Source organism: Fodinibius salicampi, assembly GCF_039545095.1.
GTDB lineage: Bacteria > Bacteroidota > Rhodothermia > Balneolales > Balneolaceae > Fodinibius > Fodinibius salicampi.
This window is the reverse complement of the sequence record NZ_BAABRS010000004.1, coordinates 18,733-41,597: the sequence shown is the minus strand read 5'-3', so window position 1 is coordinate 41,597 and position 22,865 is coordinate 18,733. Positions and strand designations below refer to the sequence as shown.

The 22,865-nt window shown below is 43.3% G+C and carries 23 protein-coding genes and 2 tRNA genes; 16 read left to right on the top strand and 9 right to left on the bottom strand.

Features of this window, described 5'->3' with window-relative positions:
- Nucleotides 1-30 precede the first annotated feature (30 nt).
- The 5 genes from ABEB05_RS13745 to ABEB05_RS13725 all read right to left on the bottom strand — a co-directional run bounded on the left by ABEB05_RS13745 (nucleotide 31) and on the right by ABEB05_RS13725 (nucleotide 5,733).
- Nucleotides 31-972, bottom strand: coding sequence for an RraA family protein (locus ABEB05_RS13745; RefSeq protein ID WP_265791373.1), 942 nt, complete (start codon nucleotides 970-972; stop codon nucleotides 31-33).
- 1,108 nt (nucleotides 973-2,080) lie between these two features.
- Nucleotides 2,081-3,085, bottom strand: coding sequence for a sugar phosphate isomerase/epimerase family protein (locus tag ABEB05_RS13740; protein ID WP_265791375.1), 1,005 nt, complete (start codon nucleotides 3,083-3,085; stop codon nucleotides 2,081-2,083).
- Nucleotides 3,086-4,033: 948 nt separating this feature from the next.
- Nucleotides 4,034-4,270, bottom strand: coding sequence for a hypothetical protein (locus tag ABEB05_RS13735; RefSeq protein WP_265791376.1), 237 nt, complete (start codon nucleotides 4,268-4,270; stop codon nucleotides 4,034-4,036).
- Between the two features lie 286 nt (nucleotides 4,271-4,556).
- A complete protein-coding gene (locus tag ABEB05_RS13730) occupies nucleotides 4,557-5,363 on the bottom strand; it encodes a dienelactone hydrolase family protein (RefSeq protein ID WP_265791377.1) in 807 nt (268 codons plus the stop codon).
- A 296-nt stretch (nucleotides 5,364-5,659) separates the two neighbouring features.
- Nucleotides 5,660-5,733 (bottom strand) — tRNA-Met (locus tag ABEB05_RS13725).
- A gap of 225 nt (nucleotides 5,734-5,958) precedes the next feature.
- Here ABEB05_RS13725 and proS point away from each other — a divergent pair.
- The 7 genes from proS to ABEB05_RS13690 all read left to right on the top strand — a co-directional run bounded on the left by proS (nucleotide 5,959) and on the right by ABEB05_RS13690 (nucleotide 12,448).
- Complete coding sequence (gene proS, locus ABEB05_RS13720) at nucleotides 5,959-7,425, top strand: proline--tRNA ligase (protein WP_265791378.1); 1,467 nt, start codon at nucleotides 5,959-5,961, stop codon at nucleotides 7,423-7,425.
- An 18-nt stretch (nucleotides 7,426-7,443) separates the two neighbouring features.
- Nucleotides 7,444-8,121 carry a hypothetical protein gene (locus ABEB05_RS13715; RefSeq protein WP_265791379.1) on the top strand — a complete coding sequence of 226 codons (678 nt, stop codon included), beginning with the start codon at nucleotides 7,444-7,446 and terminating at the stop codon, nucleotides 8,119-8,121.
- A 2-nt stretch (nucleotides 8,122-8,123) separates the two neighbouring features.
- Nucleotides 8,124-9,632, top strand: coding sequence for an NAD(P)H-hydrate dehydratase (locus tag ABEB05_RS13710; protein ID WP_265791381.1), 1,509 nt, complete (start codon nucleotides 8,124-8,126; stop codon nucleotides 9,630-9,632).
- A complete protein-coding gene (locus ABEB05_RS13705) occupies nucleotides 9,629-10,024 on the top strand; it encodes a VanZ family protein (RefSeq protein WP_265791382.1) in 396 nt (131 codons plus the stop codon). Before ABEB05_RS13710 ends, ABEB05_RS13705 begins: the two co-directional genes overlap by 4 nt.
- A 78-nt stretch (nucleotides 10,025-10,102) precedes the next feature.
- Complete coding sequence (locus ABEB05_RS13700) at nucleotides 10,103-10,759, top strand: energy transducer TonB (protein ID WP_265791383.1); 657 nt, start codon at nucleotides 10,103-10,105, stop codon at nucleotides 10,757-10,759.
- A 166-nt stretch (nucleotides 10,760-10,925) separates the two neighbouring features.
- A complete protein-coding gene (locus ABEB05_RS13695; protein WP_265791384.1) occupies nucleotides 10,926-11,588 on the top strand; it encodes an energy transducer TonB in 663 nt (220 codons plus the stop codon).
- A 200-nt stretch (nucleotides 11,589-11,788) separates the two neighbouring features.
- Entirely contained in the window at nucleotides 11,789-12,448 is a 660-nt protein-coding gene (locus tag ABEB05_RS13690; RefSeq protein WP_265791386.1) for an energy transducer TonB, read from the top strand.
- Nucleotides 12,449-12,557: 109 nt separating this feature from the next.
- On the opposite strand, the gene ABEB05_RS13685 is transcribed toward ABEB05_RS13690, so the two are convergent.
- Complete coding sequence (locus tag ABEB05_RS13685) at nucleotides 12,558-12,992, bottom strand: NUDIX hydrolase (protein ID WP_265791388.1); 435 nt, start codon at nucleotides 12,990-12,992, stop codon at nucleotides 12,558-12,560.
- Entirely contained in the window at nucleotides 12,973-13,296 is a 324-nt protein-coding gene (locus ABEB05_RS13680) for a DUF1844 domain-containing protein (RefSeq protein WP_265791390.1), read from the bottom strand. The genes ABEB05_RS13685 and ABEB05_RS13680 overlap by 20 nt, the downstream gene beginning before the upstream one ends.
- A 129-nt stretch (nucleotides 13,297-13,425) precedes the next feature.
- Between ABEB05_RS13680 and ABEB05_RS13675 the strand changes: the two genes are divergently transcribed.
- The 3 genes from ABEB05_RS13675 (at nucleotide 13,426) to serC (ending at nucleotide 16,471) form a co-directional block, all read left to right on the top strand.
- A complete protein-coding gene (locus ABEB05_RS13675; RefSeq protein ID WP_265791391.1) occupies nucleotides 13,426-14,034 on the top strand; it encodes a 3-keto-disaccharide hydrolase in 609 nt (202 codons plus the stop codon).
- Nucleotides 14,035-14,156: 122 nt separating this feature from the next.
- A complete protein-coding gene (locus ABEB05_RS13670; RefSeq protein WP_265791393.1) occupies nucleotides 14,157-15,365 on the top strand; it encodes a DUF1015 domain-containing protein in 1,209 nt (402 codons plus the stop codon).
- Nucleotides 15,366-15,388: 23 nt separating this feature from the next.
- Nucleotides 15,389-16,471, top strand: a complete 1,083-nt coding sequence (gene serC, locus ABEB05_RS13665; protein WP_265791395.1) for a 3-phosphoserine/phosphohydroxythreonine transaminase — start codon at nucleotides 15,389-15,391, stop codon at nucleotides 16,469-16,471.
- 65 nt (nucleotides 16,472-16,536) lie between these two features.
- Here the strand turns inward: serC and ABEB05_RS13660 are convergent, their stop codons facing one another.
- Complete coding sequence (locus tag ABEB05_RS13660; protein ID WP_265791396.1) at nucleotides 16,537-17,154, bottom strand: rhomboid family intramembrane serine protease; 618 nt, start codon at nucleotides 17,152-17,154, stop codon at nucleotides 16,537-16,539.
- 135 nt (nucleotides 17,155-17,289) lie between these two features.
- On the opposite strand from ABEB05_RS13660, the gene ABEB05_RS13655 reads away from it, so the two are divergent.
- The 5 genes from ABEB05_RS13655 to ABEB05_RS13635 all read left to right on the top strand — a co-directional run bounded on the left by ABEB05_RS13655 (nucleotide 17,290) and on the right by ABEB05_RS13635 (nucleotide 20,649).
- Nucleotides 17,290-17,361: transfer RNA gene (locus tag ABEB05_RS13655), tRNA-Thr, on the top strand.
- Between the two features lie 150 nt (nucleotides 17,362-17,511).
- Entirely contained in the window at nucleotides 17,512-17,892 is a 381-nt protein-coding gene (locus ABEB05_RS13650) for a DUF1206 domain-containing protein (RefSeq protein WP_265791398.1), read from the top strand.
- Nucleotides 17,846-18,316: a DUF1206 domain-containing protein gene (locus ABEB05_RS13645; protein WP_265791400.1), complete on the top strand. Its 471-nt coding sequence runs from the start codon at nucleotides 17,846-17,848 to the stop codon at nucleotides 18,314-18,316. Before ABEB05_RS13650 ends, ABEB05_RS13645 begins: the two co-directional genes overlap by 47 nt.
- Nucleotides 18,317-18,410: 94 nt before the next feature.
- Nucleotides 18,411-19,103 carry a septal ring lytic transglycosylase RlpA family protein gene (locus ABEB05_RS13640; protein ID WP_345694300.1) on the top strand — a complete coding sequence of 231 codons (693 nt, stop codon included), beginning with the start codon at nucleotides 18,411-18,413 and terminating at the stop codon, nucleotides 19,101-19,103.
- A 70-nt stretch (nucleotides 19,104-19,173) separates the two neighbouring features.
- The gene (locus tag ABEB05_RS13635; protein WP_265791402.1) at nucleotides 19,174-20,649 is read left to right on the top strand and encodes a phytoene desaturase; all 1,476 of its coding nucleotides are present in this window, start codon (nucleotides 19,174-19,176) and stop codon (nucleotides 20,647-20,649) included.
- Nucleotides 20,650-20,723: 74 nt separating this feature from the next.
- Here the strand turns inward: ABEB05_RS13635 and fsa are convergent, their stop codons facing one another.
- Nucleotides 20,724-21,383 (bottom strand): fructose-6-phosphate aldolase, encoded by a 660-nt coding sequence (gene fsa, locus ABEB05_RS13630; RefSeq protein ID WP_265791404.1) that lies wholly within the window; start codon nucleotides 21,381-21,383, stop codon nucleotides 20,724-20,726.
- A gap of 260 nt (nucleotides 21,384-21,643) precedes the next feature.
- Here fsa and ABEB05_RS13625 point away from each other — a divergent pair, with 260 nt between their 5' ends.
- Nucleotides 21,644-22,864, top strand: coding sequence for an efflux RND transporter periplasmic adaptor subunit (locus ABEB05_RS13625; RefSeq protein ID WP_265791406.1), 1,221 nt, complete (start codon nucleotides 21,644-21,646; stop codon nucleotides 22,862-22,864).
- The last annotated feature ends 1 nt before the right edge of the window (nucleotide 22,865 follow it).

Here is a 22,865-nt window from a genome sequence, read left to right as displayed (position 1 = left end):
TTATAATAAATTTTGTAGCGTATTAAGTCATTAGTCGTCTAGTATGCTATCTATTGTCACCTGACTAATACCTATCTCTTCTTTTAGGTATTGGGTATTTTCTTCTACCCAGTTTTCAAAATTCTCCTCGATAGCATCCGTCCACTCGGTATCCATTTGCCCAGCAGTATATGTCCCTTCGCGGACCCGCTGGTGTGCGAAAGTATCCTGGGTTCGAATAACCTCAGACTGATCGACCACTTTCTCTGCCAAGTGTGCAGGAATAAAAATAACCCCTTCTTTCTTGGCCAATACCACATCGCCCGGCATAACCGTAACAGAACCGATGCGCGTGGGCGTATTCAATCCAATTAGCATCATTTCCTGTATAAATGAGGGATGCCAGGCGCGAACAAAAGCATTAAAGCCTTCAATTTCTGACAGCCCTTCCCGATCCCTGGAGGAACCGTGAAAAACCACTCCATTGCCGGAATTCGCGTAAATAGTATTTCCCAGCCGATCCCCAATCAGCGTACCATCCTTCACCTTGCCATAGCCGTCCGCGATATAGACATCCCCCTTTTCAAGCATATCGATAGGCCAGGTATTAGGCGGACCTGAACGCCCTGCCTCTTCGCCCTGGTCTACAATTTGCTTCTGTACCGCAGGACGCGCCGGCGTATAGGTCGCCGTCAAAGCCCTGCCCACAATGGGTTCTTCTGGATGCAGAATCTCCCATTTACCACCCTCAAACTGGTTATGGTAGCCTTCTTCCCGAATAATACCCCACGCTTCTTCAATCGTGACGTGCTCCATACGTTCAAGAATACTGTCGGGCACCCGGGGACGGCCGTCATCAAAGCGTTCCCCCTCCCACTCCGGAGTTAAAGCAATGAGCCGTTCTTTGGGTATTGTTTGCGCTTCCGACTGATATTGAAAGCAGACACAAAACATTAGAAGGAGTACTGGAATAAACTTTAAATATTTCATCATGTATTTTCTATATATTTCTAGTTGTTGTTTTTGATTAAACAGATGTAAAAATAACTGGCAGGTCGACCAGCAAAACAGAACACAGCTGAGTTACTTCTCTGGAGCCAAGTTTCACCTCTTCCGCAACCCTATGATATAACCGGTAGCGAATAGGGTTTCCCAAATAATATCCTTCACTTTTATATATTCCCGTAACCGGTGTAAGAAATTCTTCATCGGATGGATTAGGCTTCAGCTCAAAAACACCATAATCATTCCAGCGATAGCAATGGACTATATTTTATCCTTATTGTACCGGTATCCTTATAAATAAATAATTAGTGGAAAAAGCTTCTGTCCAATTCGAAGGCTAATATCCCAATCGCTGATATAACCGTTAATAATGCCCTATCCCTTAAAAAATCTTTGTGCGATTTTTTCATGATTCCATTGTTAATCCGATACAAATGTTACCATTGGGAAACGAAAGATTAATATACATACCCTTCGAAAGCTTGGTAAGCGATACTTATTCCCTCAAGCTTCTGATACTAATACGCTTATCCCTTGTCCATCCACCACAAAGAAAATATTATTTACAGAGTCTTATTCAAATATTTTTCTCTTTTCTAAAAAATATTGCAAATAAAAAAATTGGTTGCGCATCTGATTTAATGAGGAGCGAACGTTCAGCCTTTGCGCAATCTCATACACATCATTATCATTATATGATATGCCTTGGAATCAGGATACCTGGAATAGAGTCCCAGCTGCAAATTTATAAGTAAAGTTTTGCAGTAAATCGATTAATCCATATACCAAACTGACTACCGAATATCGGCAATGGTGTCAATAATTAAGTGGGCATTTGTACCGGATTATCCGCATTCTGCCATTTGCCAAAAGTGGCAAACCAAAGCCTCCAAAAAATCATCATAAACGGGAACGGTATTCCCACTACAAAGAAATATTTACTAACAGGATGATAAATTGAAGAATAAAGAAGTATCTATTTAATCAGAATAACGATTCACTTTATTTTCTCCGTTATCCCAAATACTGCCTACCAGATTAAATAAAAATGGCCGTATCCATTTCCTGAAGGAGAGGATACGGCCCTGACTAATATTTAGTCGTTTTCGGAAAAGGCGGAATCAAAGGCCCCTTCGGCAGCGGGGAAATCGATATTCTTAACATATCGGCAAGATTCCTCGGCACCAAACTCACGATCCATACCGCTGTCTTCCCACTCAACGGAAAGCGGCCCGTCATACTGAATGCGGTTCAATGCGCGAACCACCCGCTCAAAGTCAATCCTTCCGCGACCGATAGAAACAAAATCCCAGTACCGGTCAACATCACCAAACTCCAGGTGTCCGCCAAAGACTCCCGAACGGCGGGTTTCAGAAGACCACCATACGTCTTTCATATGTGCGTGATAAATACGGTCACTGAATTCCCGGATAAACTGGATATAATCTACGCCCTGGTAACCCATATGGCTCGGATCGTAGTTAAATCCAAAAGCTTTTCTGCCGTCCAGTGCGTCAATAGCCCGCTCGGCCGTTACAATATCAAAGGCTATTTCGGTAGGATGCACTTCCAGACCAAAGCGCACGCCTACATCATCAAATACATCGAGGATGGGATTCCAGCGGTTGGCAAAATCTTCGAATCCTTCGTCAATTAATCCCGGCGTATTCGGAGGAAAGGAATACATCTTTGACCAGATAGAACTGCCGGTAAAGCCATTTACCACATCGACACCCAGCTTAGCGGCTGCCCTTGCAGTATCCTTTATTTCCTCTGCAGCCCGCTGGCGCACCTGTTCGGGTTCACCGTCACCCCAGATACGGCCCGGAAGAATCTCCTTGTGTCGCTTATCGATGGGATCGCAAACCGCCTGACCCACCAGGTGATTACTGACCGACCATACCTTCAGATCATACTTGGCGAGCAACTCTTTGCGCTGCTCGCAATAACCATCTTCACTGAGCGCCTTTTGAACATTAAAATGATCTCCCCAACAGGCAAGCTCCAGTCCGTCGTACCCCCAAGAGGATGCCTTTTCTGCTATAGTTTCCAATGATAAGTCAGCCCACTGACCAGTAAATAAAGTTACAGGACGTGCCATAATTTTGAACGGTTTAGTTTAATATTTTCTTTTCATATCGAGCTTGTTTAGTCTCGTTTATTTACGATAAAATGTCAAAAAAGAATCTTAAATGTTGAAATAACTTTTCTTACGGATATATATAACCTGATTCAACAAGAAAAGATATGAAAATCCCTGGTTTGACCACCTCAATAGCTAATCTTAACAGACAATATCCATCCCTCCTTTACGGCAATAATTTTGGGATATTATATTTGTCAACGCGCTTAACGGCTAAATCTTTTCTAACTCCGGATAAAATAATAGCCATGTGTCATCCCAGATACCGACCGCACCTTGCCATGTAATAATAGCGCTATTACCACTGGGAGTCAGAGACACTACCACTACTACTTAGTAACGCTATCACTGGGAGTTAGAGTCACTATGACCAGGAGTTAGTATCGCTGACTCCAAGAGTTAGTGTCACCGACACCAGAAGTTAATATTACTGACACCAGGAGCAGCCATGGTTATCGTTACACAAGAAAAAGCCTGCGCCGTAGAATCTATCAAAGCACCCTCCTAAGAAATATCCCACCGATCCGGAGGGAATACAAGGCCGGGAATCAAGTCCCCCTTTCGGCACGGCCGTTGAAAAGATACTGCATGTAAACTGAAGGAGGCAAGGGGATGATTTGATACATTTTGTTTTTTGTAATCACTAATATTGTTCCATTCTTGAAAGGGACAAAACATAAATGCACCATGGCATAATGGTTTAGGCAACCCTTTTTGTGTTTTTATTGATAAGCAGTGTCCATTTTTTGTCACCAAAAAATAGACGAAAAAAGTGCTGGGGAATAGCAAGATATTGTTTTGTTATAAATCTCAATACGGGGAGCGCCGGGTTGCGTTAGTTGTTTTTGCTCTTAGCGTTCCCGCTATTCCCCAGACCCCGGTTTATTTCTTTGTGCTCCAATGGACTTATCCTGTTCGCAAGGCTGGTGGGACATTATTCCAACCCACCGGCCTTAGCAGGTGAGGCGTGGAAAGGGAGCGGGAGGTACGAAAGAGAAATAAATGGGGAAAGCTGTGATAAAAGCAGGAGATACTTCCGGACTTTCCCCTTGTTGGGGCAACCGAATAAACGAGATCTTCATTTATTTCCGTACCGAGCGATGCCGAACGCCGAAGCCGGTTCGCCGGTCGTTTTTGCTCCACTTTTGGCGACCAAAAGTGGTAAGGAAAACGTTAAAAGACGGGAGAAGATAAAGAACATTTCCCGAGATAAAAGAGCAGAATTTTTAAACATGTCTCCTTGTCTTGTTCCATTTTTGTAACGACCCAAAAACGGCGCTAGCCCCCCCTGGAATCCTGACAAGGGACATTTTTATTTATCCTACACCTAACAAAATAAGGCGTACAACTTGTTATAGTTACTTTTGGAGCAGCCTCATCAGAGCGGTTAGGGAATTTTTTAAAAACTTATTAATTCCTAAATAAACACTTAAAGACTTTTAAGAATACTCTTTAAGCGATCCCACGATTCATTACGCGCCTGCACATTGGGGTCATCTTTCGGCGCTTCGGGATCATCGCCGCTGCGCATATAAGCGTGTCCCGCCCCCTCGTAGATTTCGTACTCATAGGTTTTCCCGGCCTTCTCCATCATCGCCTCGCTATCTTCAATCGTCGCATTTACACGCTGGTCATCTCCTCCGTAGAATCCATAAACCGGTGCTTCAATGCGCTTATAATCTTCATAATTGTCAGGCCCCGTCCCGTAAAATACCAGGGCCGCTTCAATGGCATCGCCCGCATTGGTGGCAAAGCGGAAGGATTGAGACCCGCCCCAGCAAAATCCTGCTACAGCAACTTTCCCGTTCCCCGCTTTTATGGATTGTGCATACTCAAGCACGTTCTTCAAATCCTGCGTTACCATTTCGGCATCCAGATTATAAATGGCCTCGCGTGCCGCGTCAGAGTTTTCAAAATCAGAGGTTTTCTCTACTCCATCCACGGTATTGGAAATAAGATCCGGGGCGACGGCTATATACCCGGCTTCGGCCAGCTGATCGGCGAAACTGCGCGCCCAGTCATTAAGTCCGCGATTTTCATGGATCACAATAACCACGGTAGCATATTCTGAGCTTTCAGGGTATGCCACAAAATTATGCATCGTACGTCCACTCGATTCCAATTCAACCCACTCGTGGTGACGCGGAGAGTTTTCAAGCTGCTGTACGGCATAATCCTGTGCAAAAAGTGATGTAGCAAGAACAACCGTAAAGATAAATGTGAGGAAGGATTTCATAATAAATACCCGTTTAATTAACTGTTTCCCGCTCTTTCTTTTTTGAGTAGGACTTCTGCTTCAACTACTAAAAAAGCCCAGACTGATAACTAACCAATTTTGCAAACTTTTGAAATGATTATTTTCTCTCCTCTCTGCTTTTAACTATTGCAGTCAATATAGAATGTATAAAAAACGACGGATACATTACATACACTGTTTATCACGCCCCAGCTTCCGATCCCCAAAACAAAAAATCCCCAAGCAGCTATATTCAACTACTTAGGGAGATATGGTATATGATATATAGTATGGAGTAGCGTGGGGCGGAATCGAACCGCCGACCTCCGGGTTATGAATCCGACGCTCTCACCAACTGAGCTACCACGCCATTCAAATCAAGAGTTGCCAAATATATAACTTTTCTATCAAAATATTAAGGGAAAAAATCTCTTTTGCATCTTTCCGAGAGCTAATCCCCCCGCAGGCGCTCATGCCTGCAATCCGATTGTGTGCCTATCCTTAAAAGGGAACCCAACTTCTTTTTTGAGGGTCCTGTTTTTCGCCTTATTTTTAGCGTCTGAATTATAAACCTTTTTTCTATTAGTAGAATAACATGGCTAACAAAATCACGGAACGCACAGAAGATTTTTCACAATGGTACCAGGATGTCATTCGCGAAGGTAAACTGGCGGATCATTCCCCGGTGCGCGGAAGCATGGTGATCCGCCCCAATGGATTTGCCCTGTGGGAAAATATGAAGCAGGCCCTGGACCAGATGTTTAAAGATACCGGCCATGAAAATGCCTATTTCCCGCTCTTTATCCCGAAATCCTTTCTTTCCAAAGAAGCCAAGCACGTGGAAGGCTTTGCCAAAGAATGCGCCGTGGTAACCCACAGCCGCCTTAGAAGTACCGACGACGGCGTGGAAGTAGACCCGGAGTCTAAGCTGGAAGAAGAACTTATTGTCCGGCCCACTTCTGAAACTATTATCTGGGATTCCTACCGGAACTGGATTCAATCCTACCGCGACCTTCCCATTCTTATTAACCAGTGGGCCAATGTCGTCCGCTGGGAGATGCGCACACGCCTCTTCCTGAGAACCATGGAGTTCCTGTGGCAAGAGGGGCATACCGCCCACGCCACCAAACAAGAGGCGGTTGAGGAAACCACGCGGATGCTGGAAGTGTACCGCACCTTTGCCGAAGACTTTATGGCCATGCCAGTCATTAAAGGAGTGAAAACGGAATCCGAACGCTTTGCCGGTGCAGAAGACACCTATTGCATCGAAACGCTCCTGCAGGATAACAAAGCGCTGCAGGCTGGGACCTCGCACTTCCTGGGACAAAATTTTGCAAAGGCTTTTGACGTGAAGTTCCAGAGTTCGGAAGGAGAGCATGAGTACGTCTGGGCTACCAGCTGGGGCGTTTCAACACGATTGATCGGTGGACTTATCATGACACACTCGGATGACCAGGGATTGGTTCTCCCTCCAAAATTGGCTCCAAACCAGGTGGTTATCGTACCTATCTGGAAGAGTGATGAGGAAAAAGAAGAAGTAATGGATTACTGTGACGATATCGTCAGTGAGCTTAAAGAACGCGATATCCGGGTTAAGGTGGACGACCGGGAGAACATGAGTCCGGGCTGGAAATTCAATGAGCACGAAGCTACCGGCATCCCGGTACGGCTCACCATCGGGCCTCGCGACCTTAAAAACAACAATGCCGAACTGGCCCGCCGCGATACACTGGATAAAAATATTGTGGAGCGCGAGGGACTGGCCCAACGAGTGGATGATCTGCTTAAGACCATCCAGGAAAAGCTCTATACTACAGCGAAGGAACGGATCGAGGACAATACCCACTCGGTAGATTCCTACGATGAGTTTAAGGACATCATCGAAAACGAGGGGGGCTTTGTCTATGCCCACTGGGACGGCACTGCTGAAACCGAAGAGAAAATAAAAGAGGAAACAAAAGCAACTATCCGCTGTATTCCCCTCGAAGACGGAGAAGAAGGAGAATGTATGGTAACCGGCAAGCCTTCAAAACAGAAAGTTCTTTTTGCACGGGCTTACTAATCAATCATACAATACATATTGAAACACATTTCACCAGATAGCGGTACCGGCCTGGACAGATACCTCGGGAAGAACGTGCTGGCCCGGGTGGTATCCGACTTGCTGAATCCGCTATTTCTATCCCCGCTTGTGATCTTTATTATCAGCTGGATATTACAGTTACCCGCATTAACTACCTTTCTGGTAACTTCTGCGGCCCTGATATTTTATACCATTATCCCGCTGATCCTGGCTTTTTACCTGATCCGTACCAAGCATATAATTTCTTTGGATCTGCCGGTACGGGAAACCCGGAGCCGATTATATATTTATTCCATCATCAGTGCATTCGTACTTTTCCTGATTTTCCTCTTTAATCTGGAGAGCCTGGACCCTCTCATCGTTATTATTTCAGCGATCTATTTTATCAATCCGATCATAAGCCTGCTCATTAATTTCTCTTGGAAAATAAGCATCCACACCGGTGCTCTTGCTTCTGCTGGGGCTATTCTCCTCGGCCTTACTTTCTTCTACCCTTCATTGGCGAGCCTCAACTCTTATATTTTTTCCTTAACAATCCTTTTTCTACTTTTACCAGTGATGGTTTGGTCGCGCTATCGCCTGAGCGTCCATACCCTTCCGGAACTTTTGGGTGGAATTGTCACCGGATTCGGACTGACCATAATCGAACTCTTTTTGTTCAACAATCTCTGGTAATTATGCTTAATGCTCCCGTATCACATTATCTGTTTACCGCTGCACAAAGCAGAGATATCGATGAACAGACCATCAATGAAATCGGTATTGAGGGATTTACCCTTATGGAAATTGCCGGTTATTCGGCCAGTCAACAAATACTAAATATTTACCCTGAACTATCTCACGGGATATATCTCTGCGGAAAAGGAAATAATGCGGGTGATGCATTGGTTATTGCCCGATACCTGATCCAGCACGATATCAATGCATCTATCGTATTTTTAAGCGGTATGGATGGTCTTTCTCCGGATACCCACAAGAATTTTGAACTACTCAAAAAGTTTGATCCGGAGAATAAGATCTCTATTTATGACAGCTGGGATGACTTCTCAGGACAGGCCTCCTTCGATTTTATTATTGACGGCATGCTTGGCACTGGTCTGGATAGTAACCTTCGCGGGGATTATCAAAAAGCCGTTCAGTGGGCCAATCAGCAATCGGTACCTGTTTTTTCCATAGATATCCCCACCGGACTTCATGCTGATTTGGGTGAAATCATGGGAAAGGTTATTAAAGCCGATCATACCTTTACATTCGGAGGACGCAAACAAGGTTTTTATCTGCAGGATGGCCCACTACACACCGGTCAGGTCACCTACTGCGAATTACCATTCCCCAACGAGCTCAAAACTTCCTGCAATACCTTCTTAATAGACGAATCCTGGGTGTCGGAACATCAGTCGTCGCTTGGAGTTCACAAATATGATACAGGTGTTCTTTATATTATTGCCGGCTCGGAAGGATTGACCGGTGCCGCTGTCATGGCTGCTAAAAGTGCCTGGGCCGAGGGGCTGGGCGCCGTTTTTTTAGTATGTCCACGTGGATTGCTCTCAGTTTATGAACATAATCTTCCTTCGATCATAAAAAAACCGGTGGGAGAACAATCCGATACCTGTTTCAGCGAAGCACACCTGCCGGATGTCCGGCAAATTGTCGGGGAAAAACAGGGAGCGGTTCTGTTAGGTCCCGGACTGGGCCGAAAGGAAGAGACCGTACGCTTTGTAATAGATTTTCTATCCCAAAATAACCGGAAAACAGTTATAGATGCCGATGCCCTGTGGGCCCTTGCGCAATCTCAGAAGTGGAAAGAATTTGAGGAAAAGCAATGGATTTTAACTCCACATCCCGGTGAGCTTGCGAGACTGCTGGAACAGGATGTAAAAAAGGACTATCAAAGATTAAATTTGGTTCGTAATTTCTCCGCTGAGCATAATGTTACGACGCTATCCAAGGGCATGCCGGGTATAGTATCAACTAAAAACGGAGACAGCTATCTGACAAATTACGATACCCGCTATTTTGCGCGCGCCGGCAGCGGAGATGTGCTTGCCGGTAAGATATCAGCTTATTTGGCACTCGACTATTCCCCCGAATACAGTTGCGCGCAGGCTCTTTTAAACGGAAAGAAAAAACTATTTACCTATTTAGATACCAATAGAGATCTACCGGAACCAACAGATTTTATATGAAACCTACCGCGCTTTACACTTTTCTGGCAAATAATACCTATCTCCTGGTAACCGCTATAGTAGGACTCACTATATTAATGCTGGCCCTTATGCTGCTGCCGGCCGAGACGTTCTCCCACAGTAAGTTATTTAGCTACGACAAGATCGGCCACTTTCTTCTGTTTGGGAGCTGGACGCTTTTGCTCGGACTTTATCACAATATTGCTCTCTCGGGCAACACAAGTATCTGGATCATCTTTCTCATTGGCACCTTTTTCGGAATATTTGTAGAGTTCCTCCAATATAGCCTTCCCGCCCTGAACCGCCATGCCGATGTTTATGACATCCTTTTTGATGCGGGCGGCTGCCTGGTTGCGGTCTTTCTCCTCCAAAAAATAATCCCTGAAGAATAATTTTACCCTAAAGAGTTGATAATAACCATATTTTATTATTATTTAGTACTAACTACTTAGTATTAAAAACTTAATATTATGGATTATCGACGAAAAGAACCCACAGCTAATCTCAGAACATACTATACTATTTTCCTTCAAATTGCAGTTATAGCTGTTTTGCTCATTTTCATTGTGGCTACCAAAATAGAATTCCAGTCCTCTCAGCAAAACGTAAATTTAGTCGAAGAACAGGAAGTGCTTGAAATGGAGGAAGTCATCCAAACAGATCAAGAGGAGATACCTGCTCCCCCGCCCAAGCCACAGGTACCGGTAGAAGTGCCTAACGACGAGATCATTGAAGACCAGGAAATTAACCTGGATGCCGACATGAACCTGAATGACCCGCTGGATATGCCGCCCCCCCCCGACGAGGAAGAAGAGGAGGAAGAGGATTTCTTTATGGCCGTGGAGGAGATGCCTAAAATTAAAGGCGGACAAGAGTGGTTGTATGACAATGTAGAATATCCGGAGCGCGCTAGAAAGTCGAACATTGAAGGAAGGGTTACGGTTCAGTTTATCGTAACCGAAAACGGTAAAGTAGAAGACCCCAAAGTTATCCGCGGTATTGGCGGCGGATGCGACCAGGCGGCGCTGGAGGTTATCAAAAAAGCCGAATTTACGCCGGGACGTCAGCGCGGCAAACCGGTGCGGGTTAAAATGTCCCAGCCAATAGTTTTCCGATTAACAAACTAAGCTTTGCCATTGATATAAATGGATCTGCTTCCAATTTCTATTGGGTTATCATTGCAATAATTATAGTTGTACGTAAAAAAATATAGCTGATTTATTTGCTTTAATAGGGTAAATGTATAAATTGCAATTATATATAAAATAACCCTGAAACATAAAGCTTATTGTCATGTCAAAACAAGGAAGCAGAAAAACTGCCGAAGCAGATCTGCGTAATTACTATACACTTTTTTTGGAACTTGGACTTTTGGCTGTCCTTCTCATCTTTGTTGTAGCTACAAAAATTGATTTCCGGGCATCTCAGCAGGATGTCAACCTAACACAAGAGCAGGAAGTAGTTCAAATGGAAGAGGTCATTCAGACTAAGCAGGAAGAAATGCCCCCACCACCGCCCAAACCACAGGTACCGGTAGAGGTTCCCAACGATGAAGTCATTGAAGACCAGGAAATTAACCTGGATGCTGACTTAAATTTTGATGAGCCGCTGGATATGCCGCCGCCTCCCGCAGAGGAAGAAGAGGAGGAAGAGGATTTCTTTGTAGCCGTGGAACAGATGCCTGAACTGATTGGCGGGTTGGCCGAGCTGCAACAAAAGATAAACTATCCCGAGCGGGCAAAACGCGCCGGAATAGATGGCCGGGTTATTATTCAGTTTATTGTGACTGAAACCGGTGATGTAGAAGACCCCAAAGTTATTCGCGGCATTGGCGGCGGATGCGATCAGGAAGCCCTGAGAGTAGTGAAGGAAGCGAAGTTTCAGCCTGGACGTCAACGCGGCAAGCCCGTACGTGTCCAGTACAGCCTTCCTATTATATTCCGCCTGCAAAACTAATTTTACATTAAATAACAAAGTATCTCAAAGGCGCACTTTTTGGTGCGCCTTTGCTGTTTTGAGCCCTTCTAACCTCTCCACGAAATGGTTATACAATTTTTTTTGTTTAAAAAAGTTACAAAAGTAGAAATTGGATATAATTATTTGTTTCATTAGGCAAACATTAACGAAATTGTCTTAGAATCAGTGCGGAGGATGTTATGAGTATACAAGAAAGAAAAGAACCCGAATCCGATTTAAGGAAGTATTACACGGTCTTTCTTCAGTTGGGACTTGTGGCAGTATTGCTGCTTTTTATTGTAGCAATGAAAGTGGAATTTGTCGCAGATAGTCCGGATACGGATCTCACCGAAGAGCAGGAAGTGGTTGAGATGGAGGAAGTCATCCAAACACAGCAAGAGGAAACCCCTCCCCCCCCGCCCAAGCCACAGGTGCCGGTAGAAGTGCCTAACGACGAGATCATTGAAGACCAGGAAATTAACCTGGATGCCGACATGAACCTAAATGAACCGCTGGATATGCCGCCACCTCCCGAGGAGGAAGAAGAGGAGGAAGAGGATTTCTTTGTAGCGGTAGAACAGATGCCCGAACTGATTGGCGGGTTGGCCGAGCTGCAACAAAAGATAAACTATCCCGAGCGGGCAAAACGTGCCGGAATAGAAGGTCGTGTTATCGTCCAGTTTATTGTAACTGAAGATGGAAATGTAGAAGACCCCAAGGTTGTTCGGGGCATTGGCGGCGGGGCTGATCAAGAGGCCCTTCGCGTGGTCAAACAGGCGAAGTTTAAGCCCGGGCGCCAACGTGGAGAACCGGTACGCGTTCAATACAGCTTGCCTATTATCTACCGTCTGCAAAACTAGTTTTACTTAACCAGTTATTTTCATAAAAGAAAAGGCCGCTGTTCTTGCAGCGGCCTTTTCTTATTTCTATTCGGGAGATATGATTTAATATCGGCATTACATAACTAACTTATAACTCTTCGAGGACCTCTCTTAAGTTATCATATCCCACTTTTCCTTTTGCTTTTTCCAGAGGAACCCATTCTACTTTCTCAATCCCTTCTTCTTTTTGTGGCACGAACTCATAGTTGTTGGAATTAAGCTTCATCAAATACCAGTGGGTTGTTTTTCCATACCTGGTATTCGACCGCTCATATTCATGATAAGTCTCTATAAGCGGTGAAACAACGGTTGGATCGGTTTTAAGACCGACCTCCTCGGATACTTCGCGTATGGCACATTCCTCGATCGATTCCCCCTCTTCAAGCTTTCCCTTAGGTAAATCCCATACGCCCCTGCGATGTATTAGCAATACTTTGGGATCGGAATCCTTATCAAGGGTATCTACAACTACTCCGCCCGCCGCAGCAACTCGTTTCAGGGTATTACTCTTCTTGTCCTTCATCACTTTCATCCTCTTTTTCAGTCTCATCGGCATAGTTCATACGCAGATTATTCAACGTCTCTTTCAGATAGTTATCCAACTCTTTGGGAAGATTTCCTTCGGTAAACTTCTGCAACATTACCAGGGTATCAATGGCAAACTTTGCCGACTTCAGTTCTCTTTCTACTTCCCCGGTGTTTGGGTTTTCAATTTTCCCCATCCCCATCATCGCTATTTGCTGATGCTGCTGAACAAGCATCATAAATAAAAGTTGTTGCTGTTTATCTTCTGATAAGTTATCTCCGTCAAAATTCATTTGATCCATATGCTACCAATTTTTAATAATTAGATGATTTTGATTAGGAATAAACAGATTTGTAATTATTCCATTCATTCGATATTGTGCTTCAATGTTCTTAATCTGACTCTAAAAATAAATGAATTAATCAGAGGCATGAAATATTTTTTGCTGGCATGCACCTTTCTATTGTTAACCAACCCCACTATCGCCCAGGAGTTTGAGCCTATATTCAATGGGAAAGATTTATCCGGCTGGACGATTCACGGTACCGAGCATTGGTATGTCGAAGATGGCGAGCTGGTATGCGAAAGTGGCCCTGATAAAGAATATGGTTACCTGACAACCGATAAGACCTATAAAAACTTTGTTTTAAGCCTGGATTTTAAACAAGAATCCAATGGAAACAGCGGCGTATTCATTCGATCCAGTGTTGAGGGGACTAAAATAGAGGGCTGGCAGGTAGAAGTAGCCCCGTTAGGTTCTCATACCGGGGGAATTTATGAATCTTATGGTAGAGGATGGCTTAAAAAACCCAGTCCGGAAGATGAAAAGGCACTAAAGCCCGGGGAATGGAATCATATGGTTATCCGCGTGGAAGGCGATAAAGTAACCAGCTGGCTGAATGATAAAAAAATGGTCGCATTGGAGGATCAGAAAATCGGTCAGGCAACCGGTTCCATCGCCCTTCAAATCCACTCCGCAACCGAAGGCAATGAGGTCAAAGTCAGGTGGAAAAATCTGCACATAAAAGTTCTGGATTAGTATTGCCTCCTGTTTTCCCCAATGATTAAACAGATTATTTTATTCTGATTTGAAACTTTAATTATTGCTTTTTACCAAGTACCTTTGATAGCTGATATTTTGTTTAATTTTTATTTAACCTAATGGCTCATTTACATCCTTTTAAAGCGTGGCGGCCGGACCCAAAACGGGTAAAAGAAATTGCCTCTGTTCCTTACGACGTTATTACTTTTGATGAAGTGCAAACGATAGCTGAAAACAACCCCCATAATTTTTTACATGTAAGTCGGCCGGAAGTTGACCTGCCGGATAATACAGATCCCCATGATGATGCTGTATATGAAAAAGGGGCTGAGAACCTTCAGCAGTTGCTGTCCGGGAAAACACTTCAACAGGATGAGCAACCTTCTATTTATATTTATCAACTCATTCGGGAAGGACGAACCCAAACAGGAGTTTTTGCCTGTGTGTCGGTAGAGGACTACGATAATGAAGTGATTCTCAAGCATGAACTGACTCGTCCTACTAAAGAGGACGACCGCACCCGGCATATTCTCACGCAGCAGGCTCATGCCGAGCCCGTTATGCTTACGTATAAGGATGATGAAAAGACTCAGGATCTCATCGATCAGGTAACCCGAGAGGAACCACTTTACAACTATGTGGCTCTGGATGAGGTACGACATAAGCTATGGAAAGTTGAGCATACTGAACCATTTGAGAATGCTTTCCAGAACATTCCAAAGCTTTATATTGCAGATGGACATCATCGGTGCAAAAGTGCGTCCCGTGCTGCTGCAAAGATGAAAGAGGAAAATGAGAACCATACCGGAGAAGAAGAGTATAATTTTTTCCCGGCGGTAGCCTTTCCGATGTCTGATATGCATATCATGGCATATAATCGGATCGTACATGAAATTCCGGATCATTTTCTAAATGAACTTGACCAAAATTTTGAACTCCGAGTTGATGTCGATCCCGTACCTTCTGAAAAAGGTGATATTTCCATTTATATCGATAGACAGTGGTATGGGATGACCTTGCCGATTACCGATGAGCCCAACAGTGTGGAAAAACTGGATGTTCATCGTCTACAGGAATTTCTGCTTGATCCTATGCTGGGAATTTCTGATCCCCGCCGCAATGAAAATATTTCCTTTGTAGGCGGTATCCGGGGTACTGAAGAACTCGAACGATTGGTACAAAATGGTAAAGCCCAAATGGCTGTAAGCATGTACCCCACTGGCATAGAAGAATTGATAGAAGTCTCGGATAATGGCTTGTTAATGCCGCCAAAATCAACTTGGTTTGAACCTAAATTACAATCTGGACTGCTTGTCCATACTTTTTAATCACATAAACACCCATACATATTATGAATCGCGTTCATAACTTTAGCGCAGGACCTGCTACATTACCTTTGGAAGTACTCGAAAAGGCCCAGGATGAACTAACTGAATACAAAGATAAAGGCCGCTCCATCATGGAGATGAGTCATCGTAGTGCGGAATATGAAGCAATTGACCAGCAGGCAAAAGAGCGTTTGACTGAGCTTCTTGGTCTGGGCAATGATTTTGAAATTATGTTTTTACAGGGAGGGGCCAGCTCACAGTTTATGATGGCGCCTTTCAATTTCTTATCTGAAGACGAAACAGCCGATTATATCGATACCGGACGCTGGTCAAATAAAGCTATAAAGGAGGCCAAGCTATTTGGAAACGTTCATCGACCATTTAGCAGTAGCGAGAGTGGATATGACAGAGTACCGACTAACGATGAGCTCGATTTTAGTGACAATCCAAAGTATGTACATTTTACATCAAACAATACGGTAGCCGGCACCCAGTTTTCTACTGAACCGGAAACCAATGGAGTCCCGCTGGTCTGTGACGCCTCTTCCGATTTTCTGTCCAAGCCTATTGATGTTTCCAAATATGGAATTATTTATGCCGGCGCCCAGAAGAACGTGGGTCCCGCGGGTGTGACTATTGTTATTATTCGCAAGGACTTTCTGGCCCAGGCAGATACGGATAATGTACCAACCATCCTGCAATACCAGACGCATACGGAAAAAATATTCAATACGCCTCCTGTCTTTAATGTGTATATGGTGAACCTGGTACTCGAATGGATTCAGCAAAAAGGAGGGCTCTCCTACTTTAAAAAGTTTAATGAAGAGAAAGCAGCACTTCTTTATGATGAAGTTGATAAGGATGATTTTTATCGTGGAGCTGTAGAAAAAGATTCCAGATCCATCATGAATGCTACGTTCAGGCTGCCAACAGAAGATCTCGAACAAAAATTTCTTAAAGAAGCCCAGGAAGAACATGATCTATATACCCTTAAAGGGCACCGGAGCGTAGGCGGTGTCCGGGCCAGCATGTACAATGCTTGTCCCCGGGAAAGTGTAGAGACCCTGGTTAATTTCATGGCTGATTTCCGTTCCAAAAACGGATAACAACAGCTGTCCTATTTATTGTTTGTATAAAAATCAGCATGGATCCTAATGGGTTCATGCTGATTTTATATTAAGCCTATAACTGTTAGAACATGATCGATAGAATTGGGTACAAAAACGACTAAATATACAATCCCCCATATAGCTCCTGCCAAATGTGCTTCGTGATTTATTTTCCCTTCTTTTTGTTTACTGGCATAGATGCTGTATATCAAATAGGCAATAGCAAATACAAAAGCCGGGATAGGTATGGGAATCAACAGCAGATATATATTTTCCATGGGAAAGAGAAAAATAAAAGCAAACAGTACAGACCCTATAGCCCCGGAAGCTCCAAGCGTAGCATAATTGGGATCATTCCTGAACTTAACCACCGAAGGCAGACCCGATACAATTAATCCCGTTACATAAAGCCCTAAAAAATATATGGGTCCCAAGACCTGTTCCATTACCGGGCCAAAAAAATAGAGAGTAAACATATTAACAAATAGGTGCCCCAGGTTGGCATGCAAAAAACCGGAGGTTAAAAGTTCGTACCAACTATGCTCCCGAACTGTACGATAGGGTTTTAAATATCCTGTCTGCAACATAGCAGGATAAGCATACAGTGCGGCAAGAGATACCAATACACTTGCAGCGACTAAGTAAAAAGTAACGGGACTTGCGGATAAAAAGTTTTCCATATAATATTTATTCATTTTTTCAGAACCTGAAAATAATCAAGAGCTTTCTGTAACACCAATTATTTTATTTCATCTTACAATTGTTTAACTACTTGGTATAAAAGTTGGACAATGCTTATATTTTTCTGATCTAATGCCGGTGTAGCTCAGGGGTAGAGCGATTCTCTCGTAAAGAATAGGTCGCTGGTTCGAATCCAGTCACCGGCTCATTTATTTTATTACCTCTCTTGTTTTATTCTATTCCTTTAGTGACAAAAAGAGCGACACAACCTGTTTAAGTTAGTAAGTTCCTGTCCTTCACATTACCTTGTGAGATATAAACACTAGTATATCAGCTGATATCTATCCGCTATTTGTATGAATTCAAGCAAACAAACCGTTATCAAAATTATAGCCCGGGTTGGCTTCATCGCCAAGGGAGTTGTTTATTTTATGGTTGGGCTTCTGGCATTACAAACAGCTATTGGGATGGGCGGCGAAACAGCCGGCACTAAACAAGCTCTCGAAGAATTTATTTACCAACCTTTTGGTTCTATTTTACTCATAGGATGTATTATTGGACTTTTTGCCCATGCTGTTTGGAAAATCCTGCAGGCGATCATTGATCCTGAAAACCGGTCCAAAAGCAATGAAGTTTTCCTATTGAGAATTGTGGATTTCTTCACTGGCCTTCTCTATCTCTCTTTTTCCTATGCAGCCCTGGCAAATCTTCCGGGGACTCAACATCCAAAGCGATAGTGAAAGTACTGAGATATGGGTTGGAAAAATATTGGAACTTCCTTTTGGGAAATGGCTGGTACTATTTGTCGCTTTCATCATTATAATTGCCGGGATTTACCAATTCTATTCGGCCTATGTGGCCAATTTTGACTATCGCTTTGATATTATAAACATGAATGACAAAGAACGGACAACACTTCGAAAGTTTGGTCAGATTGGTATTTCGGCGTGGGGTATCGTCTATTGTATGCTTGGAATACTTTTTTATCAAGCTGCCATATCGTTTAATGCAGAAGAAGCCGGAGGCCTAAATGATGCGTTAAGTGCTTTAGGTGAACAACCTTTTGGAGTTTGGGTTTTAGGCACCACTGCGGCCGGGCTCATGATTTATGGCATATATCTGCTTATATTATCCTATTATCACAAAATATATGAGGCTTAGATACATCTTAAAAGATTATTAAATTGTTTCTCCACAGGTTTATAGACGGCCTGAAAAATATTTTTATAAAACCCTATAGATGACCTAACAATACGTGCCTCGTAAACTTTCTTATTTATATATCTTCTTTGCTGCATCACTATTGATAAGTTCTTGCGGAACGCTTTCGCGTACCCCCAGTAAGAATCCCAAAGAACCATCGGAAATTGATTTCCCAGATGCAGATCGTATCGGACAAAAAATTGAGGAGGGGGTTGCCAGCTGGTATGGCCCTAAATTTCACGGTAAGCTAACCGCTAATGGAGAGCAGTACGATATGCACCAGTATACCGCGGCCCATCGCACCCTCCCTTTTGATACCATTGTAAACGTTAAAAACCTGGATAATGGAAAAGAGGTTCAGGTACGTATTAATGACCGAGGACCTTTTGCAAAAAACAGAATTATCGATTTATCAAAAAAAGCTGCCAGTGAAATTGATATGATTGGCAATGGCACCGCCAATGTAGCGCTATTTGTCATGGAAGGCAGCCTTGAAAATTCCCGGACTACCGACCTTAAAGTTGCTACCTACACGGTACAGCTCGGTTCTTTTCAGGAAAAAAACAAAGCCTTTGAACAATCCCGCAAGATTACCGGATCACGGGTAGAAACAGTAGAACTGTCTTCTCAAAAGGTATATAGGGTTTTCTATGGGACTTTTGTCAAAAAAGAGGATGCAAAAGAAAAAATGCGGGAGCTTGCCAGACAGGGTTATCGCGGATATGTCAAACAAATTCAAAATTAATTGCGCCGCCGGAATGTATTATCCCTATTTATAGTTTAAGGGACTTTCCAACAATTTTCGGACTATATTAATGAGCGAACATATTATTATCATCGGAAGTGGATTTGGGGGGCTTGCTACTGCCTCTCGACTACTTTCGGAAGGGTATTCCGTAGAAATATTTGAAAAACGAGACAAAGCCGGGGGGCGTGCGTATGTCTATGAAAAAAATGGGTTTACCTTTGACGGAGGTCCCACTGTTATCACAGCTCCTTTTCTTTTTGATGAAATCTTTGACAAGGCAGGCAGGAAACGCGAAAACTATATCTCCTTTACTCCCTGTGATCCCTTTTATCGAATTTTTAATGCTGATGGCGACAAATTTGACTATAACGGGAATCATGAATTCGTACTGAGCGAAATAGAGCGGTGGAACCCCAATGACAAACAGGGATATACTGATTTTATCAAATCAACAAAAGCTATCTTTCAAAAAGGTTTTGTTGAGCTGGCTGACCAGCCGTTCCTGAGTTTATGGGATATGATTAAAGTTATTCCTGATCTTATACGCTTGCAATCCCATCGATCGGTCTATAACTATATCTCAAAATTCATTGAAAATGATTTTCTGCGACGTGTTTTTTCCTTCCATCCACTGCTAGTTGGGGGCAATCCCTTTGATACCACCTCTATCTACGCGATGATACATTATCTCGAGCGTGAATGGGGAGTACATTACGCTATGGGAGGCACCGGGGCTATTATTGAAGCCTTTACGCAGCTGATCGAAGAGCAGGGAGGCAAAATTCACTTGGAGGCGGAAGTTGATAAAATTCTTATTCAAAACGGCAAAGCCTCAGGAGTTCGGCTAAAAAATGGAGCACGCTATCGGGCTGATAAAATCGTTTCCAATGCAGATGTGGCATTTACCTACCGCCATATGATTCCGAAGGAGGAAAGACCCACCTACAGCAACCGGAAACTCGATCGGATGCGGTATAGCATGTCTCTTTTTGTAATCTATTTTGGAACCAAAAAACGGTACTTGGACTCCAAGCTAGAACATCACAATATTATTTTGGGAGAGCGATATGAAGAGCTCCTTCAAGATATATTCCATAATAAAGAACTCGCAGAAGATTTCTCCCTCTATCTTCATATGCCCACTAAAACAGATCCCTCATTGGCACCAGAAGGGTGTGAAAGTTTTTACGTACTTTCTCCGGTACCACACTTGGACGGCGATATCGACTGGAACACTCAAGCCCCACTCTACCGGGATGCAATCATGAATTTCCTGGAAGAAAACTATCTTCCCGATCTCCAGGAAAATATTGTCGTTGAACATCATATAGATCCACTGCACTTCCAAAATACTCTCAATAGTTATAAAGGATCAGCTTTTTCAATTGAACCTATTTTAACGCAATCGGCTTGGTTCAGACCACATAATAAAGCAGAAGATATAGACAATCTCTTTTTTGTAGGGGCAGGAACCCATCCCGGAGCGGGTATTCCCGGGGTGCTTTCTTCGGCGAAAATTGCTGAAAAGCTCATTTGCAGCTGATCAAAAATACAAAATGCCGCCACAGGTAGTGACGGCATTCATAATAAATCGGAAATAGAATCCAGTTATTCCACTTATTCCGCGAGTTCTTTCTGCAGGGAATCCCAGTCAGCCAGAAAACGCTCAAGCCCACTATCAGTTAATGGATGATGTAACAATTGGTCAATAACGCTCAATGGCATTGTTGCTACATCCGCACCCAATCGTGCAGATTCCAAGACATGCATCGGATGACGAATACTGGCAGCAAGTACTTCGGTTTCATAACCATAATTGTCATAAATGGTTACCACATCTTCAATCAGTTGCATGCCGTCTTCGGAAATATCATCCAGGCGCCCGATGAAAGGCGAAATATAAGTGGCTCCTGCTTTTGCTGCCAAAAGAGCCTGAGTTGCAGAAAAACAAAGCGTACAATTAGTACGAATGCCTTCATCCGAAAGGGTTCGAATGGCCTTTATTCCATCTTTAATCAGCGGTACCTTCACTACAACATTTTCTGCTATTGCGGCTAAGTGGCGGGCTTCTTCCACAATTTCATCGTACTCAGTAGAAACAACTTCTGCAGAAACATCGCCTTCAATCATATTACAAATTTTTGCAATATGACCTTCAAAGTCAGCTACTCCAATCTTAGCACATAGGCTGGGATTGGTAGTCACTCCATCAAGTACTCCTAAATCATGTGCTTCCTGAATTTCATCCAGATCAGCGGTGTCAATAAAAAATTTCATAAGTCGGTATTATATATGTTACAGTTGGTCTTTGAGGATCTGCAAGTAAGATATAAAAAAAGTTTCTCTTTCTTAATTGTCTCTTAATTAATTATTGCAAGACTTATACCTTGAATTAAAACAACCATGACCCTGCAATTGTTAAAAGGTTTAAAAAACCAATAATGAAGGATTTAGCCTCTATTATCCTGAATCATTTTTCAGTTACTTACGTAAGGCCATTGTTGCAGACATTGACAATACCCAAAAAAATTATACTCGTGAAGAAGTTACCCTATTATTTTGCCGTTATTTCCCTGATTATTCTACAAGCATGTAGTGGTAGTAATGGACCTCCGGCTAATTTTAACAACCCGGGACAACAACAGCGAACCAGTGTGGAAACAGTTACTGCTGAAACGAAAAGTATTTCTGACCAAATTAAATCGTTCGGAAATATCAGGGCAGAAGAAATTGTGAATATTACTCCGCAAGTTTCCAACAGGATAACCCATATTTATGTTGATTTGGGAGATACTGTGCAGCAAGGAGATGTCATGGCCAAAATATATGATGCCCCCTTTCGCGATCAATTTGAGCAAGCGAAATCTCAATTAGAACAGAGCCGGTCTGCTTATGTCAGAGACAGCCTGCAGTTTAACCGGCAGAAAAAACTGTACGAGCAGGAGCTCATCAGTTCATCAGAATTTGATGATGCACAGGCAACCTTCCAAAATAGCAAGGCTCAGTATGAATCTTCCCGGGCTAACCTGACCCAAAGCCGTGAGGATTTGGAAAATACAGAAGTCACTTCACCAGTATATGGCGTCGTTCTTAGCAAGGAAGTCTCTGTGGGTGATGTAGCCACAACGGGCCAGACAGCCTTTGAGGTTGCCAACCTCACCGGCTATCAGACACGCATCTTTCTGCCTGTAGAAGAATGGCGTAAAGTAAAGGTAGGACAAGAAGTTAATTTCCGACTTTCAAATGATTCTGATATTAGTGGACGAGGACGCGTCAGCCGAATAAGCCCTCGTCTGGATCCAACAACCGGATTGGGAGAAGTGGTTATCAGTTTAACCGAAAAAAATCCTTTAATTGCTCAAGGTGTTTTGGTAGAATCAACAATTAGTATTGAAACCCATGAAAATGCCATAGTAATTCCCCGCTCAACGCTGGTGGAGAATGTGCAGACATTCATAGAGCCCGAATCAAATTCCATACAGCTGCGGCGTTCCTATTCTGCCTTCGTAGTGGAAGGAGATTCCCTCGCGCTTCAACGTGAATTGAAGCTTGGCATTGAACAAGGAGATCAGATAGAAATATTAGAAGGTATTGAAGCCGGGGATGAGGTGGTTATAACGGGCCAGCAATCGCTTGGAGACAGTACCAAAGTTCGAATTGCCAATCAGCAGGATTTCAATGAACCTTCACAAATCCCGATTGAAAATGCAGCCTCAGATAGTATAAAGCAGTCAACAAACCCTGAATCTGACGAATAAA